A 15,714-nucleotide genomic window follows, 5' to 3' on the forward strand; every position below is an offset into this window, starting at 1 on the left:
ACCCCTCGGCGTTACGTAGCAGGTGCTGGTTTGCACAATGGACTGAAACGGGCTGGAAGAAGACCCATCCGCTTCATCTTGGTGCAAATACTCCTTCGGCTTGCGAGACAAGACCAGCCCCGCAGGCCGTCTATCAGCGCCTGGGAAGCGGCCTCTCTTGATTTTCGCCGCCCCGGCTGGCCCAATGGCGCCATGTCCGACAAGAAACCCGACCTCGGCGCCGCCTATGTCCTGAAGACACCCGAGGATTCCAAGCGCCTCTATCGCGACTGGGCCGAGAGCTACGACGCAGACTTCGCCCGGGCCCATGACTACCGCCTGCCGCAGGCCACCGCCGACGCCTTTGCCGACGGGCGCGGCGCGGGGCCGGTGCTGGACGTGGGTGCGGGAACGGGGCTTCTGGGCGCGGCGCCGGCAAAGCGGGGGATCGGTCCCATCGACGGGCTGGATATCTCTGAGGAAATGCTAGAGGCCGCGCGGCGCAAGGGGGCCTATCGGGCGCTATCGCCGGCCGACCCGACCAAGCCCCTGCCAATCGCGCGGGAAAACTATGCGGGGATCACCTCTTCGGGGACGTTCACACATGGCCATGTCGGGCCCGAGGCGCTGGACGGGCTCATCGCGGTGGCCGCGCCCGGCGCGCTTTTCGCGCTGTCGATCAATGCCGGTGTCTATGCCGCGCGAGGTTTCGACGCGAAATTCGACACGCTCGGCGACATGATCGCTGGGCTTGAGTTGCTGGACGTGCCGATCTACGGGGACAGTGGCGCGGCGGACCATGCAGGGGACCGCGCCCTGCCCGCTTCCGCAAACGCTGAAGCCGCCTAACGCCTGCCGCGCAGATGGGGCAGCGAGAAAATGGAAAGGGCCGCACGGAGGCGGCCCCTAGACACCCCGAAACCGGGATGCGATGCCAGTCGGATCAGCCGTTGACGCTGTCCTTCAGAGCCTTGGCGATGGTCATCTTCACGACCTTGTCCGCCGGCTTCTGGATCTGCTCGCCCGTGGCCGGGTTGCGCACCAGGCGCTCGGGGCGCGCGCGGCAGGCGATCTTGCCGAGGCCCGGCAGGGTCACGGCACCACCGGCAGCAACCTCGCGGGTCACGACGGCGGTCACCGCGTCCAGCGCAGCGCTTGCGGCTTTCTTGTCCGAACCCATCTCTTCGGCCAGGGCCGCGACGAGCTGCGTCTTGGTCATCGGTTTCGACATCCTAGTCTCCTCAATCGTGCCCCGCTTTGTGCGGGGTCTGTCATCGCCCCAACGGGCGCATCTAGTGGCTACACAGGTTTTCAGGGCACAAATCAAGCCCTATCGGACGGCTTTCGGCCTTTGTCCCCAGCAAATTGCCACTATTTTCGGAAATCCCACCCACCTTCCCCTGCGGCAGAAGCGCAAAACCGCGCAATCACCCAAGTTCACGGGCCCAAAGGGGCATCAAAGAAACGCCGTTTCCTCGAAACTGCGCAACTTGCGGCTGTGGATCCGCTCCAGCGGCATGTCGCGCAGAAGCTCCATCGCGCGGACCCCGATCTTGAGGTGGCGCGAGACCTGGGTCTTGTAGAATTCCGTCGCCATGCCGGGCAGCTTCAGCTCTCCGTGCAGGGGCTTGTCGGAGACGCACAGAAGCGTGCCGTAGGGCACCCGGAAGCGGAAACCATTGGCCGCGATCGTGGCACTTTCCATGTCCAGCGCGATCGCCCGCGACTGGCTGAGCCGCTGCACCGGGCCGGATTGATCGCGCAGCTCCCAGTTGCGGTTGTCCAGCGTCGCCACCGTGCCGGTGCGCATGATGCGCTTCAGTTCGTAGCCCTCCAGCTGGGTGATCTGCGCCAGCGCCTCCTGCAGGGCGATCTGGATCTCGGCCAGGGCGGGGATCGGCACCCAGACAGGCAGGTCGTCATCCAGCACCTTGTCCTCGCGCAGATAGGCATGGGCCAGGACGAAATCGCCCAGGGATTGCGAATTGCGCAGCCCCGCGCAATGGCCGACCATCAGCCAGGCATGCGGGCGCAGCACGGCAATATGGTCGGTCGCGGTCTTGGCGTTCGAAGGCCCCACCCCGATGTTGACCAGCGTGATCCCCTGCCCGCCCGGGCGTTTCAGATGATAGGTCGGCATCTGAGGCAGTTTCGCGACCGCCGGCAGCGGCGCCCGCGCATCGGTGATCTCGACATTTCCGGTGGCCACAAAGCTGGTGTAGCCCGAGGCCGGATCGGCCAGCTGGGCACGGGCGAAGGCCTCGAATTCCTCGACATAGAACTGGTAGTTGGTGAACAGGACGTGGTTCTGGAAATGCTCGGCCGCGGTCGCGGTGTAGTGGCTGAGCCGGGCCAGCGAATAATCCACCCGCTGCGCCGTGAACGGCGCCAGCGGGCGCGAGCCGTCGGCATTGGTCAGGCGGGTGCCGTTGACGATGTCGTCGTTGGTGGTGTTCAGGTCGGGCACATCGAAGACGTCGCGCAACAGAAAATCCAGCGCGCCCTCTTGCGGAACCGACAGGTCGGGCTGCCCGGCCACCGCGAAATGCACCGGGATCGGGGTGTCTGACGGGCCGATGCTGACCGGCACGCCATGGGTCTTCATCAGCAGGCCGATCTGCTGCACCAGATAATTGCGAAACAGATCGGGCCGGGTGACCGTGGTGGCATAGGTGCCCGGTTCCGGCACATGGCCAAAGCTCAGCCGGCTGTCGGCCTTGGCGAAGGTCGACGTGGTAATGCGGATCTCGGGGTAGAAGGCACGGATCCGGGTATCGGGGCGGCCCTTTGCCGTCGCACGAGAGAATTCGGCGATCAGGAAGGCCGTGGCGGTTTCATAGATATGTTGCAGCCGATCCACGGCGGCCTCGGCATCGGTGAATGCCTCGGGCGCCGGTTGCTCGGGGTAGCGGAAAGGAAGGTTCTGTGCATGTCGGATTTTCAAGACCTGGCTCCTGCGGCGGTCGCCCCGCACGCGCGCCACCGGGGCGAGGGGCATCGGGCTGCCCCTTCGTCATGCCGCGCGCGGGCGCCGGACGCAAGGGGCCGGGCAAGGCGGCGCAGGCCCGGGCGGCGGCGGAAGGCGGCGCGCCAGGACCGATCCGCGGGGCTCGCGCGCCCAGACGCCGGGCAGGTGTGGGGCCGGATCAGGGGCGGCCGCGGATCTTGCCTGCGCGGCTGCCGGATGATCCCGCGCGGGGAGGGTGAACATTCGTGAAGCTTGCTGGATTACACGCGATCCCTGCCGATGCACCGCGTGTGTGCCGTCATGCGCCCCGCACGCATGCCGCGCATTGCGGCACGTCGGATTTTACGCCACTGTCCGTGACGTTTGGTTCAGAGGGAATGGCATGGATCTGCGCGCGATCGGAATGGGGCTGGCATTTGCACTGATGTGGTCTTCGGCCTTTACATCGGCGCGCATGATCGTGGCCGACGCGCCGCCGCTATACGCGTTGTCGCTGCGTTTCCTGATTTCGGGCCTTCTGGGTATCGCCATCGCCTTCGCGATCGGGCAGCGGATTCGGCTGACCCGGGGACAATGGCGCGCGACCATCATCTTCGGGATCAGCCAGAACGCGCTTTACCTCGGGCTCAACTTCGTCGCGATGCAATGGGTGCAGGCATCGCTTGCGGCGATCGTCGCATCGACCATGCCGCTGATCGTGGCCTTCGCCAGCTGGGCGCTTCTGGGCGAGCGGATCCGCCCCCTGGGCATCGCCGGTCTGGTCGCCGGCGTCGTCGGCGTGGCGATCATCATGGGTGCGCGGATGGAGGCCGGCGTCAACCTGCCGGGGCTGGCGCTGTGCGGGCTGGGCGTGCTGGCGCTGGCGGCGGCGACGCTGTCGGTGCGAGGGGCCTCGTCGGGGGGGAACCTGCTGATGGTGGTCGGGCTGCAGATGCTGATCGGCTCTGCCTGCCTGGGCGTCGTCGCGGGCGCGACCGAACATTGGGCCGTGCAGTGGAGCCCGCGCCTGGTGATCGCCTTCTTCTACACCACGCTGGTGCCGGGCCTGGCGGCCACCTGGGTCTGGTTCGAACTGGTCAAACGGATCGGCGCGGTGCGGGCGGCGACCTTCCATTTCCTCAACCCGTTCTTCGGGGTCATCATCGCGGCGCTTCTGCTGCATGAGCGGCTTGGCTGGGCCGACGGTCTGGGGGTGGCGATCGTCGCCTTCGGGATCCTCGCGGTGCAGATTTCGCGGGCACCCAACCGTGCCGGCGCGGGCGGGCGGCAGGTTTTTGCCGCTGAAATCCCCGTGAGGGGACGCGATTCCCTTGGCCCCGGGTCCGCAATGCCCCATCATACCCCCCGCACGGAGCAAACCCGTGCCGAGGAACCGACATGAACAGACGAGACTTTCTGAACCTGACCACGACGATCACCCTGGCCGCTCCGCTGGGCGCCACGCGGCTGCGGGCGGGTACGCTGGAATACCGCCCCGGCATGGTTTCACGCGCGCTTCTGTCGGGGCGCACGGTGCTGGTCGATTTCCACGCCTCCTGGTGCGCGACCTGCCAGGCACAGGGCCGGATTCTGGATACGCTGCGCGCCGGCCATCCCGCCTATGATCACAAGATCGACTTCATCGTCGCCGATTGGGACCGCCACCGCATCGGCGACATGACCGACGCGCTGGGGGTCGAGCGGCGCGGCACCCTGATTGCGCTGACCAAGAAGGGCGAGATCGGCCGGCTGGTCGGCGTGACCCAGACCTCGCAGATCAAGGATCTGCTCGACCGGGCGCTAAGCGCCAGCATCTGACGTCAGCCCGCCAACGCCGGCTGGTCACGCGCCATGGTGCGCGCCACGCTTGGCCGGGCAAGGCAGCGGTCGATCCAGTCGCAGATGACCGGATCATCGGGCCGCCCCTCGGGCCACCAACCGAACGCCGACGACAGCAGGAGATCTGCCGCGGTATAGCGATCTCCCGCCAACCACGGCGTCTGGTCAAGCGCCCGCCGGAAGGCGGCGAAGGCCTCGGGCAGACCACGGTAGTTGTCCCGCAGGAAGGGGTCATCTATGCCGCGCCGGGTCAGCATCACCACCGGCTCGAAAACCGAACCGTAATAGGCGATCCAACTCAGGAATTCGCCGCGCCGCGCCGCGCCCGGCTCGATCCCAAGGCCGGTTCCGGGGAACCGCTCCAGCAAGTAGAGGATGATCGCGGGGCTTTCACGGATCATCTCTTCACCGTCGACCAGCAGCGGCACCTTGCCTTCGGGGTGGGGATTGGCGGGATCTGGCCCGCCGCCTTCGGGAAACATCCGGTGGATCTCGACATCGCGGATCTGCACCTTGTCCTGTACGCCCATCTCGTCGATCAGGGTGACGATCCGGGACGATCGCGAGTTGGGCGCGTGATAGAGCGTCAGCATGGTGGGTCCTTTCACTTTGCGGGTTTCGACCAGGAAGACTATATTGCACCCCTGCTGACAGATCCCGACAGGAGCCCTCATGGCGCGCGCCGACCGCCTGTTTCGCCTGCTTGACACCCTGCGCCGACTGCCGCCGCCCGTGACGGCGGCGCGGCTGGCGGCGGAAACCGGGGTAGGCCCGCGCACCCTGTACCGCGACATCGCGGCGCTTCGGGCGGGTGGCGCGCTGATCGACGGGGCGGCGGGCTACGGCTATGCGCTGGTCGAGGATCCGATGCTGCCGCCACAAAGCTTCAGCCGCGAAGAGATCGAGGCGCTGGTGCTCGGCCTGGCCGAGGTTCGCTTTGCCGGCGACCGGGCGCTGGCGGCGGCGGCAGAGACCGCGCTGGCGAAGATCACCGCCACCCTGCCCGAGCGCCAGCAGCGCCAGGCGATGCACGCGGTGGTGCAAAGCTATCGTTTCGAGCGCCGCCCCGAGCCGTCCGTGGACATGGGCCTGATCCGCACCGCCTGCTGGGAGGAACGCGCGCTCGACATCTCTTACATCGACGCCGAGGGGCACGACACGACGCGCCGGATCTGGCCGCTCTCGGTGGTCTTTCTCGACCAGGTGCAAATGCTTCTGGCCTGGTGCTGCCTGCGCCACGATTTCCGCCGTTTCCGGCTGGACCGGATGCGGGCGATGGCCGAAACGGACGAAAGCTTCCGCCCGCGCCGGGTGGCCCTGCTGCGCGAATTCCGCGACCAACTTCATGACCACGTCAGAACCGATTGAAGACGACCCGGATCCCGGCGGGGGCGAAGGTACCAATTTGATGCCGGGAAACGCGATGGCCGCGTGACGGCACCGGCGGCGCGCGCCTGTCCCGGGCGGCGGGGCCGTCATCCAGGGCTGTTTTACCAGCCGGGCGGTGCCGTCCCGATCTCCTCGGCGAGCGTTGCGAGATAACCGCGCAAGACCTGTGCCCGCCGCGCGCCGATCCGCCGCCCTGTGGCGGTCTGCATCGCGGCGGGCAGGCGCAACAGTTTCACCGCGAAATGATCAAGGGCCCAACGCCCGTCGTCCAGCCCCCGGTCCGTGGCGAAGGGATCCGCCGGATCGTACAGCGGCCGGCCCAGCGTTCCGGCGACCGCGAAGACCCGAGCCAGCCCCACCGCGCCCAGCGCGTCCAGCCGGTCGGCGTCTTGCAGGATCCGCGCCTCTTGCGTCTGTGGCGCGATCCCGGCCGAGAAGCTGTGTGCCGCGATCGCGTGGCAGGCGGTCGCGATCTCTTCGTCACTCAGTCCCAGCCGTGCAAGGACAGGGCGCGCAGCCTCGGCCGAGCGGCGCGAGGCAAGCGCGCGCCCGGGGTCATCCTTGGGTGGCGCCACCAGATCGTGCAGCCAGACCGCGCCCTGCAAGGCGCGCGACACGGCGATCCCTTCACCGGCCGCGATCGCCCGCGCATTCGCCCAGACACGGCGGATATGGCCCAGATCATGCGCCGTATCCACCTTGGCCCCGGCCAGGGCGCGGGTCAGGTCCTTGTCGAAACTCACCCGATCCGGCCGCGCGGGCCGGCCCCGACCTGGCCACGGTGCAGCAGCAGATGGTCAAGCAGCACGCAGGCCATCATCGCCTCGCCCACCGGCACCGCGCGGATGCCGACGCAGGGATCATGGCGGCCCTTGGTGACCAGTTCGGTATCCTCGCCGCTCAGCGTCACCGAGCGGCGCGGCGTCAGGATCGACGAGGTCGGCTTGACCGCGAAGCGCACCACCACGTCCTGCCCCGTGGAAATTCCGCCCAGAATGCCGCCGGCATGGTTCGACAGATAGCGCGGCCCGTCATTGCCCATCTGCATCTCGTCGGCGTTCTCGACGCCGGTCAGCGCGGCGGCGTTCATGCCCTCGCCGATCTCGACGCCCTTGACTGCGTTGATCGACATCATCGCCGCGGCCAGATCGGTGTCGAGCTTGGCGTAGATCGGCGCGCCCAGCCCCGGCGGCACACCCTGCGCCACCACCTCGACCACGGCGCCCACGGAATTGCCGGACTTGCGCAGATCGTCCAGATAGACCGCCCAGTCGGCGGCGGCCTGCGTATCGGGCACCCAGAAGGGATTGCGCTCGATCTCGGCGGCGTCGAAACGCGCGCGGTCGATCCGGTGCGGCCCCATCTGCACCATGTAGCCGGTGATCCTCACCTCGGGTGCCAGCGCCGCCAGGGCCGCCCGCGCGATGCCGCCCGCCGCCACCCGCGCCGCCGTCTCGCGGGCGCTGGAACGGCCGCCCCCACGCGGATCGCGGATGCCGTACTTCTGCCAATAGGTGATGTCCGCGTGCCCCGGGCGGAAGGTCTTGGCGATCTCGGAATAATCCTTCGAGCGCTGGTCGGTATTCTCGATCATCAACTGGATCGGGGTGCCGGTGGTCTGCCCCTCGTAGGTGCCCGAAAGGATCCGTACGGCGTCGGCCTCGCGGCGCTGGGTGGTGTATTTCGACTGCCCGGGCTTGCGTCGGTCCAGCCAGCGCTGAATCGCGGCCTCCGAAACCTCGACGCCCGGGGGGCAGCCGTCGACCGTGGCGCCCAGCGCCGGGCCATGGCTTTCGCCCCAGGTGGTGACGCGAAAAAGATGACCGAAGGTGTTGAGGCTCATGCGCTGGCTCCTTTGGCCTAGGGGTCTAGCGGGGGGCGCGGGTGCTCTCAAGAGGTTTCCCCCCAAGGCAGGCTGCAAAGTCCGGGGCGGGGGCGCTGACCCCCGCACCCCCGGGATATTCGGGCTGGAAAGAACGCGATGAAGCACTTTCGTGCATTCGTTCCGATCCGAATTCCCACGGGGCCGCCAGCTGGGCCGCCATCGGGCCGGGCGACGGCCGGCCCCGGGGAAAACCCGTGGCTGCGCTATTTCGGATCCGGGCCGACACGCACCAGCTGTTTGCCGAAATTGCCACCCTCCAGCAACTCCATGAAGGCCGCGGGCGCGTTTTCCAGCCCCTCGGCAATGGTTTCGCGGTAGTGGATCTTGCCCGATTTCACCAAGGGCGCGACCTCGGCCAGGAAATCGGGGCGGCGGTTCCACCGGTCGAAGATGATGAAGCCTTCGACCCGCAGACGCTGGCGCAGGATCGCCGACCAGACCAGAGGCGCGGGCGGGGCGTTTTCGGCGCCCGAATACCAGGCGATCATGCCGCAAATGGCGATGCGGCCGAAATCGCGCATGTTGGGCAGCACCGCCTCCAGCGTCTTGCCGCCGACGTTTTCGAAATAGACATGCACGCCCTCGGGCGCGGCCTCGGCGATCGCCGCGGTCAGCGCCTTGCGGTCCAGCGCGCGGTGGTCAAGGCAGACATCATAGCCCAGCTCCTTTTCCGCATAGGCGCATTTGTCGGCCCCTCCGGCGACGCCGATCACCCGCATTCCCTTCTGCTTCGCCAACTGCCCGACGAGCGAGCCGACCGCGCCGGTGGCGGCCGAGACCACCACGGTTTCGCCCGGCTGCGCGCCGCCCACGTCGTTCAGGCCGACCCAGGCCGTGGTGCCGGGCATCCCCAGCACGCCAAGATAGGCCGAAAGCGGCGCGGCGCCGGGGGTGATCTTTTCCAGCATGGTGCCGTCGCTGATGCCGTGGCTGGCCCAGCCGATCGGCGCGATCACCAGATCGCCCACGGCAAAGCCGTCGTGCTGCGACGCGATCACCTCGGCCACGACCTGGGCGGTCATCGTCTCGCCGATCTCGACCGGCTTGGCATAGCTCTTGGCCGCCGACATCCGGCCACGCATGTAGGGATCAAGCGACAGCCAGATCGTGCGCAGCAGGACCTCGCCCTTGCCGGGCGTCGGCATCGGCGCATCTTCGAGGCGGAAGTTGGCGGGTTCGGGTTTCGCCTCGGGCCGGCTGGCCAGGACGATGCGCTGCATCTTGTCGCTCATGTCTGTCTCCCTGTTCCTTTGGCGCCGCAAGCTAGGGCGCGGCGCGGCGACGGCAAGCGTGACGCTACGGGATCAGCTTGCCGGGGTTGAGGATATTTTTCGGGTCCAGCGCCGCCTTCACCGCCCGCATCACGTCAAGCGCCACCGGATCCTTGCGCCGCGACATGGTGGCAAGCTTCGACACCCCGATGCCGTGTTCGGCCGAGAAGCTGCCGCGCAGCTCGGCCACCACGTCCTCGACCGTCTCGGTGATCTTGTCGGCCAACGGCGCATCCGCGCTGGTCGGATAGACGGTGAAATGCAGGTTGCCGTCGCCCAGATGCGACACGGTCAACGTCTCGGCGCCGGGATCTATGGCGGGCAGGCGGGCATGGATGCGCTCAAGGAAAGTCGCCACCTGATCAAGCGGCACCGCAATGTCGCAATTGACCAGCGGATGGCGGCTGAGGGTGATCTCGGCGGCGGCCTCGCGGCGCGCCCACATCTCCTGGCGCTGGGCCTCGGAGGCGGCGACCACGGCATCGGTAATCAGGCCCTGTTCCAGCATTTCGGCCAGGGTATCCTGCAGCAGGGCGACGACCGGAACCGTGCCGTCGGGGCCCGGGGTCACGTCGCGCGGCGCGGTGGCGCCGACCTCGATCAGGATCGAGACCTCGGGGATTTCCTCGAAGGCGGGACGCCAGTCGGGGTGGACGGCGGCGAGGCGCTGCATGTAGACGCGAGGCATGAATTCGAAGGCCTCGACCGCGCCGCCGGTGGCCTCTTGCAAGCGGTTCAGCAGATCCAGCGCGGCGGGCAGCGCGGGCGCGGCGACCATGGCGGTGGCATGGGCGCGGGGTTTCGGCACCAGCTTCAGCACGGCGGCGGTGATGATGCCCAATGTGCCCTCGGCGCCGATGAACAGATCCTTCAGGTCGAGACCCGAGTTGTCCTTGTGCAGCTCGCTCATCAGATCCATCACCCGGCCGTCGGCAAGGACCACCTCGAGCCCCAGGCATAGCGCGCGGGTATTGCCGTAGCGCAGCACGTTGGAGCCGCCCGCATTGGTCGAAAGGTTGCCGCCGATCATCGCTGAACCGCGGGCGCCGAAGAACAGCGGAAAGGCAAGGTTCCGGGCGTCGACGGCCTCGTGCAGCTTCGACAGCACCACGCCGGCCTCGACGATGGCGATGCGGGCGGCGGGGCGGATTTCGCGGATGCTGTTCATCCGTTCGAGCGAAAGCATCAGCACGCCTTCCGCCGTGGTGCCACCCGCAAGGCCGGTGTTGCCCGAAACCGGCACCACCGCCACCCCGGCCTCATGCGCAAGACGCATGCAGGCCGAGACCTCGGCGGTATCGGCGGGACGCAGCACCGCGCGGGGCGTCCAGCTGTAAAGCCCGGTCCATTCGCGACCATAGCGCTTGGCATCGGCGCCGGTCAGCACGTGGTCGCGGCCCAGGGTGGCGCGCAGCGCCTCGATCAGTTCCATGTTGTCCTCCCTCCCCCGATCGTGCCCCGATGAGGGACCCGACCCCGGGCGAAGGTGGACCCAGGCTTCTTCCGGGTCAATGGGGGGCGGGCGGAACCGCCCCCCGGCGCTACTTCGCCTCGGCCAGCAACTTCTCGACCTCGGGGCCGATCGCGGCCACGATCAGCTTCACCCCCTTGGCCGAGGGATGCAGATGGTCGGACTGCATGTATTCCTGCATCGCGGCCGGCGTTTCGCCCTTCGCCTTCAGCGCGGCAAAGAAATCCGGCACCAGGAGCGCGTGATATTTCCGCGCAAGGTCCGGATAGACCGCGTCGAAGCCCGCCTCATAGTCCGGCCCGTAATTCGCCGGCGCCTTCAGCCCGATCAGCAGCACGGGAAGTCCCTTGGCGCGGATCGCCTGCAAGATCCCGTTCAGGTTCTTGCGCACCTCGGATACCGGCAGGCCGCGCAGCATGTCGTTGCCGCCCAGTTCCACGATCACCGCATCGGCCTTCTGGCCCAGCGTCCAGCCGATCCGCGCCAGCCCCCCGGCCGTGGTGTCGCCCGAGACCCCGGCGTTCACCACCGTCACGTCATGCCCATGCGCCTTCAGCCAGTCCTGAAGCTGCGGCGCGAATCCTTCAGCCTGCGGCAGCCCGTGCCCCTGGGTCAGGCTGTCGCCAAAGGCGATCACCGTCTGCCCCGCCGCCACCGGACCCGCCGCCACAAACGCAAGCACAACTGCGGCAAGAAACTTGCGCCCTCCGCGCATTGTCCCATATCCCCATGGAAACACCGCCCGGAGGCCCACGATGACCGATCCGATCCTGACCCTGGCCGACGTGCGGCTGACGCTCGACGGCAATGCCGGGCCGGTCGAGATCCTGCGCGGGATCGACCTGCGGGTGGCGCGGGGCGAAACGTTGGGCCTGGTGGGGCCGTCGGGTTCTGGCAAGTCGTCTCTCCTCATGCTGATGGGCGGGCTCGAACGCGCCACCGGGGGCCATGTCCGCGCGCTGGGCCAAGACCTCGGGGCGATGAACGAGGATCAGCTGGCGCGCTTTCGCAGGGGGAATATGGGGGTTGTGTTCCAATCCTTCCACCTGATCCCGACGATGACGGCGCTGGAAAACGTCGCCGTGCCCCTGGAACTGGCCGGCGCCGCCGACGCCTTCGACCGCGCCGAGGCAGAGCTGGCGGCGGTGGGCCTGGGCCCCCGCGCCGGGCACTATCCCGGCCAGCTTTCGGGCGGGGAACAGCAGCGTGTGGCGCTGGCGCGGGCGGTGGTGACGCGGCCCGCGATCCTGCTGGCGGACGAACCGACCGGCAATCTCGACAGCGCTACCGGGGCCGCGATCATGGATCTGCTCTTCGATCTGCGCGAAAGCCACGGCGCGACGCTGGTGATGGTTACCCATGCGCCGGAACTGGCGGCGCGCTGCGACCGGGTGGTGGGCCTGGCCGACGGGCGCATCGCGGAGGGCGCGGCATGAGCCTTGCCCTTGCCGCCCGGCTGGCGCGGCGCGAACTGCGCGGCGGGCTGAAGGGGTTTCGCGTCTTCCTCGCCTGCCTGGCGCTGGGCGTCGCGGCGGTCGCCGCCGTCGGCATGGTGCGCGCGGCGATCGAGGCCGGCCTTGATCAGCAGGGCGCGGTGTTGCTGGGCGGCGACGCGCAGATGGAATTCACCTACCGCTTCGCGGACGCGGCCGAGCAGGCCTTCATGAAGGCCCATGCCAAGCGGGTTTCAGCGGTGGTCGATTTCCAGTCCATGGCGGTGGTGGGCGATCGTCACGCGCTGACCCAGGTGAAAGGGGTCGACGGCGCCTATCCCTTGACCGGCAGCGTCGGACTTTCCCCGGCAATGCCGCTGCAAACCGCGCTGGCCGGCGCGAACGGAGAGCCGGGCGCGGTGATGCAGAAGGCGCTGATCGAGAAACTGGGGCTGAAGCTGGGCGACAGTTTCCGCCTGGGTACGCAGAGCTTCCGCCTGATGGCGGTGCTGACGGACGAGCCCGACAGCGCAACCTCGGGCTTCACCCTGGGGCCGCGCACCATTGTGGCGACACCAGCACTGGCCGCCTCTGGCCTGCTGGTGCCGGGCGCTTTGTTTCGCACCAAGTACCGGCTGATGCTTGCGCCGGGCGCCGATCTGGCCGCGCTCAAATCGCAGGCGGAAAAGGCCTTCCGAGACAAGGGAATGCGCTGGACCGACCGGCGCAACGCGGCGCCGGGGATCGCAAGTTTCGTGCGCCGGATCGGCTCATTTCTGGTGCTGGTCGGGCTGGCGGGGCTGGCGGTGGGCGGCATCGGCATCTCGGCGGCGGTGCGCGCCTATATCGAGGGCAAGACCGCCACCATCGCCACGCTGAAAACTCTGGGCGCCGAAGGGCGACTGATCTTCGCGGTCTATCTGATGCAGGCGGGCGCGCTGGCGGGGCTGGGCATCGTGCTGGGTCTGGCGCTGGGCGCGGCGATGCCGCTTCTGCTGGCGCCGCTGCTGGGCCGCATGCTGCCCTTTCCGGCGGAATTCGCGCTTTATCCGGTGCCGCTGCTGCAGGCGGTACTCTACGGGGCGCTGGCGGCGCTTCTGTTCACGCTCTGGCCGCTGGCGCGGGCGCAGGGAATGCGGGCAGCGGCGCTGTACCGCGACGACGGGCGCGGCCATGTGCCGGGGCCGCGAACCATACTGGCGGTTGCGCTGACGGCGCTGGCGCTGGTTGCCACGGCGGCGTGGTTTTCGGGGCTGGTGGTGCTGACGCTCTGGGTCGCGATGGGGGTGATCGCGGCGCTGGAACTTCTGTGGCTGGCGGCCTGGGCGCTGCGCCGCCTGGCGCGGCGGCTGGCGCGGTCGCGGGCCTTGCGCGGGCGCACGGCGCTGCGTCTTGCGCTGGGCGCGATCGGCGGCCCGGGGGGCGAGGCCGCCTCGGTCATCCTGTCGCTGGGCCTTGGACTATCGGTACTGGCGGCGGTGGGGCAGATCGACGGCAACATCCGCCGCGCCATCGCCACGGACCTGCCCGAACGGGCGCCGGCCTATTTCTTCATCGACATCCAGCCCGATCAGATGGCCGGCTTCCTGAAGACCGTGAAGGCCGATCCCGCGGTGACCGGCGTACAGACCGCGCCGATGCTGCGCGGCATCATCACCAAGATCAACGGCCTGCCGGCCCGGCAGGTCGCGCCCCATTCCTGGGTGCTGCGGGGCGACCGCGGCGTCACTTTCTCGGCCCGCCCGCCCAAGGGCACCAAGATCACCGCCGGCGAATGGTGGCCGCCCGGCTACAACGGCCCGCCCCAGATCAGCTTCGCCGCGGACGAGGCCCGCGACATGGGGCTAAGCCTGGGCGACACGATGACGATCAACATCCTGGGCCGGGACATCACCGCCACGATCACCAGCTTCCGCAACGTCGATTTCGCCAGCGGCGGGATCGGTTTCGTCATCGCGATGGACCCGGCGGCGCTGGCCGGCGCGCCGCACAGCGCCATCGCGACCGTCTATGCCGACCCGGGGGCGGCGGCGGGCATCGTGGGTGCGGTCGCCCGACACTGGCCGAATATCACCGCGATCTCGGTCCAGGGGGCGATCGACAAGGTCACCCAGGCGCTTTCGGCCATCGCGGCGGCCACCTCGGCCGCGGCGGGGGCCACGCTGCTGACCGGTTTCGCGGTGCTGATCGGCGCCGCCGCGGCAGGAGAACGCGCCCGGATCTACGAGGCCGCCGTGCTGAAGACCCTGGGCGCCAGCCGTGCCCGCATCCTGGCAAGCTTTGCGCTGCGCGCCGCGATCCTGGGCGCCGCGGCGGGGGTGGTGGCGCTGTTCGCCGGCAGCCTGGGGGCCTGGGCGGTGATGCGCTTCGTGATGCAGTCGCCCTACCGGTTGGAACCCGGCCCCGCGATCGCGATCGTTCTGGGCGGCATCCTCGCGGTGCTTCTTGCCGGCGCCCTCTTCGCGCTGCGCCCGCTGGCCGCGCGCCCCGCCCGGATCCTTCGCGCCCGCGACTGACCACGCCCGCCCTTTCATTGTTCTCCAAATACGCCGGCGGCGGCGGTCTTAGCCCTCCAGCATCATCTGGTAGGAGGCGGGAACATAATGGAACCCCTGCCCGCGTGCCTCGACGAAACCCACCGCCGGAAAGGGCATGTGGTAGCCGATGAAGGGCACCCGGTCGGCGGCCAGCATCCCCAGCATCTTGCGCCGGGTCGCCGCGGCGGCGGGCTTGTCCATGTCGAACTTCACCTCCCAGTCGGGATGGGCCAGCGACCAGACATAGTGGTTCGCCGTGTCAGCGATCAGCAGCAGCCGCCTGCCCCCGCTTTCCAGGTGATAGCCCATATGCCCCGGGGTGTGGCCCGGCGCCGATAGCGCGGTGATCCCCGGCACCACGGCTCCGCCTTCGCCCAGAAACTCGGTCTTCTCGGCCAGCGGCTTCATGTTGGTGTCGAACAGCGGGTTTCCGGCGGCAGCCCAATGGTCGTATTCATGGCGCCCCGTGACATACCGGGCATTGGCGAAGGTGGCAAAGCCGCCGTCGGCCAGCCCGCCGATATGGTCGCCGTGCATATGGGTGATGACGACCACATCCACCTGATCGGGCGCATATCCCGCCGCCTCCAGCGCCGTGGTGATGCCGGCGGGGTCCAGCCCGGTGTCGAAAAGGATCAGCTCCTTGCCGGTGTTGACCAGCGTCGGCGTGAAGAAGAACTGCGCCACGTCGGTGGGCAGGAAAGCCGCGCGCGACGCCGCCTCGAACGCGTCGTTTGGTGTCGAGAGGCCGAAGATCTTGTGCGGCTCGGGCACCGCGCGGGTGGCGGCCAGCAGGGTTGTCACCTCGAAGGCGCCCAGCTTGAAGCGGTTGAAGGGAGGGCGCCCCCGTCCCTGCATCGGTGCCGCGGCGCGAGCGGCGGGGGCAAGCGCGCCGACAAAGGGCAGCGCGGCGGTGGCGGCCAGCGCGGCGCGCCGGGTCAATCTGGTGGTCATGGGCTTTCT

The 15,714-nt window shown here is 68.5% G+C and carries 15 protein-coding genes; 6 read left to right on the forward strand and 9 right to left on the reverse strand.

The annotated features are described in order from the left end of the window. Positions 1–192: 192 nt before the first annotated feature. Positions 193–828 (forward strand): class I SAM-dependent DNA methyltransferase, encoded by a 636-nt coding sequence (locus BLV97_RS00905; protein ID WP_035845215.1) that lies wholly within the window; start codon positions 193–195, stop codon positions 826–828. A gap of 94 nt (positions 829–922) precedes the next feature. Here the strand turns inward: BLV97_RS00905 and BLV97_RS00910 are convergent, their stop codons facing one another. Both BLV97_RS00910 and BLV97_RS00915 read right to left on the reverse strand, forming a co-directional pair. Beyond that, positions 923–1,210, reverse strand: a complete 288-nt coding sequence (locus BLV97_RS00910; protein WP_035845213.1) for an HU family DNA-binding protein — start codon at positions 1,208–1,210, stop codon at positions 923–925. 225 nt (positions 1,211–1,435) lie between these two features. Continuing rightward, positions 1,436–2,917, reverse strand: coding sequence for an AMP nucleosidase (locus BLV97_RS00915; RefSeq protein WP_035845228.1), 1,482 nt, complete (start codon positions 2,915–2,917; stop codon positions 1,436–1,438). A gap of 412 nt (positions 2,918–3,329) precedes the next feature. On the opposite strand from BLV97_RS00915, the gene BLV97_RS00920 reads away from it, so the two are divergent. Both BLV97_RS00920 and BLV97_RS00925 read left to right on the forward strand, forming a co-directional pair. After that, entirely contained in the window at positions 3,330–4,328 is a 999-nt protein-coding gene (locus BLV97_RS00920; protein ID WP_081825151.1) for a DMT family transporter, read from the forward strand. Beyond that, positions 4,325–4,744: a thioredoxin family protein gene (locus tag BLV97_RS00925; protein WP_035845211.1), complete on the forward strand. Its 420-nt coding sequence runs from the start codon at positions 4,325–4,327 to the stop codon at positions 4,742–4,744. The genes BLV97_RS00920 and BLV97_RS00925 overlap by 4 nt, the downstream gene beginning before the upstream one ends. Positions 4,745–4,746: 2 nt before the next feature. On the opposite strand, the gene BLV97_RS00930 is transcribed toward BLV97_RS00925, so the two are convergent. Then, positions 4,747–5,358: a glutathione S-transferase family protein gene (locus BLV97_RS00930; RefSeq protein ID WP_035845209.1), complete on the reverse strand. Its 612-nt coding sequence runs from the start codon at positions 5,356–5,358 to the stop codon at positions 4,747–4,749. Between the two features lie 79 nt (positions 5,359–5,437). On the opposite strand from BLV97_RS00930, the gene BLV97_RS00935 reads away from it, so the two are divergent. Further along, positions 5,438–6,133, forward strand: coding sequence for a helix-turn-helix transcriptional regulator (locus BLV97_RS00935; RefSeq protein ID WP_035845207.1), 696 nt, complete (start codon positions 5,438–5,440; stop codon positions 6,131–6,133). Positions 6,134–6,255: 122 nt separating this feature from the next. Here BLV97_RS00935 and BLV97_RS00940 read toward each other — a convergent pair whose 3' ends face one another. The 5 genes from BLV97_RS00940 to BLV97_RS00960 form a co-directional block, all read right to left on the reverse strand. Continuing rightward, complete coding sequence (locus BLV97_RS00940) at positions 6,256–6,897, reverse strand: HD domain-containing protein (RefSeq protein WP_051646222.1); 642 nt, start codon at positions 6,895–6,897, stop codon at positions 6,256–6,258. Next, positions 6,894–7,997 (reverse strand): chorismate synthase, encoded by a 1,104-nt coding sequence (gene aroC / locus BLV97_RS00945; protein WP_035845205.1) that lies wholly within the window; start codon positions 7,995–7,997, stop codon positions 6,894–6,896. Before aroC ends, BLV97_RS00940 begins: the two co-directional genes overlap by 4 nt. Before the next feature lie 245 nt (positions 7,998–8,242). Beyond that, a complete protein-coding gene (locus tag BLV97_RS00950) occupies positions 8,243–9,271 on the reverse strand; it encodes an NADP-dependent oxidoreductase (RefSeq protein ID WP_035845204.1) in 1,029 nt (342 codons plus the stop codon). A 64-nt stretch (positions 9,272–9,335) separates the two neighbouring features. After that, positions 9,336–10,742 (reverse strand): FAD-binding oxidoreductase, encoded by a 1,407-nt coding sequence (locus BLV97_RS00955; protein WP_035845200.1) that lies wholly within the window; start codon positions 10,740–10,742, stop codon positions 9,336–9,338. 109 nt (positions 10,743–10,851) lie between these two features. Beyond that, a complete protein-coding gene (locus tag BLV97_RS00960) occupies positions 10,852–11,496 on the reverse strand; it encodes an arylesterase (RefSeq protein WP_035845197.1) in 645 nt (214 codons plus the stop codon). Between the two features lie 40 nt (positions 11,497–11,536). Between BLV97_RS00960 and BLV97_RS00965 the strand changes: the two genes are divergently transcribed. Both BLV97_RS00965 and BLV97_RS00970 read left to right on the forward strand, forming a co-directional pair. After that, on the forward strand, positions 11,537–12,217 hold the full coding sequence (locus BLV97_RS00965) for an ABC transporter ATP-binding protein (RefSeq protein ID WP_035845195.1): 681 nt from the start codon (positions 11,537–11,539) through the stop codon (positions 12,215–12,217). Next, positions 12,214–14,730 (forward strand): ABC transporter permease, encoded by a 2,517-nt coding sequence (locus BLV97_RS00970; RefSeq protein WP_035845193.1) that lies wholly within the window; start codon positions 12,214–12,216, stop codon positions 14,728–14,730. Before BLV97_RS00965 ends, BLV97_RS00970 begins: the two co-directional genes overlap by 4 nt. Before the next feature lie 48 nt (positions 14,731–14,778). Here BLV97_RS00970 and BLV97_RS00975 read toward each other — a convergent pair whose 3' ends face one another. Further along, the gene (locus BLV97_RS00975) at positions 14,779–15,705 is read right to left on the reverse strand and encodes an MBL fold metallo-hydrolase (protein ID WP_035845187.1); all 927 of its coding nucleotides are present in this window, start codon (positions 15,703–15,705) and stop codon (positions 14,779–14,781) included. Positions 15,706–15,714: the final 9 nt, after the last annotated feature.

This window comes from Allgaiera indica (assembly GCF_900106675.1).
GTDB classification, from domain to species: Bacteria; Pseudomonadota; Alphaproteobacteria; order Rhodobacterales; family Rhodobacteraceae; genus Acidimangrovimonas; species Acidimangrovimonas indica.

Excerpts from the sequence above, each read along its gene's own strand:
- BLV97_RS00955 (WP_035845200.1), bottom strand. The coding sequence starts at position 10,742 with ATGGAACTGATCGAGGCGCTGCGCGCCACCCTGGGCCGCGACCACGTG.
- BLV97_RS00920 (WP_081825151.1), top strand. The coding sequence starts at position 3,330 with ATGGATCTGCGCGCGATCGGAATGGGGCTGGCATTTGCACTGATGTGG.
- BLV97_RS00950 (WP_035845204.1), bottom strand. The coding sequence starts at position 9,271 with ATGAGCGACAAGATGCAGCGCATCGTCCTGGCCAGCCGGCCCGAGGCG.
- BLV97_RS00970 (WP_035845193.1), top strand. The coding sequence starts at position 12,214 with ATGAGCCTTGCCCTTGCCGCCCGGCTGGCGCGGCGCGAACTGCGCGGC.
- BLV97_RS00965 (WP_035845195.1), top strand. The coding sequence starts at position 11,537 with ATGACCGATCCGATCCTGACCCTGGCCGACGTGCGGCTGACGCTCGAC.
- BLV97_RS00975 (WP_035845187.1), bottom strand. The coding sequence starts at position 15,705 with ATGACCACCAGATTGACCCGGCGCGCCGCGCTGGCCGCCACCGCCGCG.
- BLV97_RS00910 (WP_035845213.1), bottom strand. The coding sequence starts at position 1,210 with ATGTCGAAACCGATGACCAAGACGCAGCTCGTCGCGGCCCTGGCCGAA.
- BLV97_RS00935 (WP_035845207.1), top strand. The coding sequence starts at position 5,438 with ATGGCGCGCGCCGACCGCCTGTTTCGCCTGCTTGACACCCTGCGCCGA.
- aroC (WP_035845205.1), bottom strand. The coding sequence starts at position 7,997 with ATGAGCCTCAACACCTTCGGTCATCTTTTTCGCGTCACCACCTGGGGC.
- BLV97_RS00905 (WP_035845215.1), top strand. The coding sequence starts at position 193 with ATGTCCGACAAGAAACCCGACCTCGGCGCCGCCTATGTCCTGAAGACA.
- BLV97_RS00960 (WP_035845197.1), bottom strand. The coding sequence starts at position 11,496 with ATGCGCGGAGGGCGCAAGTTTCTTGCCGCAGTTGTGCTTGCGTTTGTG.
- BLV97_RS00930 (WP_035845209.1), bottom strand. The coding sequence starts at position 5,358 with ATGCTGACGCTCTATCACGCGCCCAACTCGCGATCGTCCCGGATCGTC.
- BLV97_RS00925 (WP_035845211.1), top strand. The coding sequence starts at position 4,325 with ATGAACAGACGAGACTTTCTGAACCTGACCACGACGATCACCCTGGCC.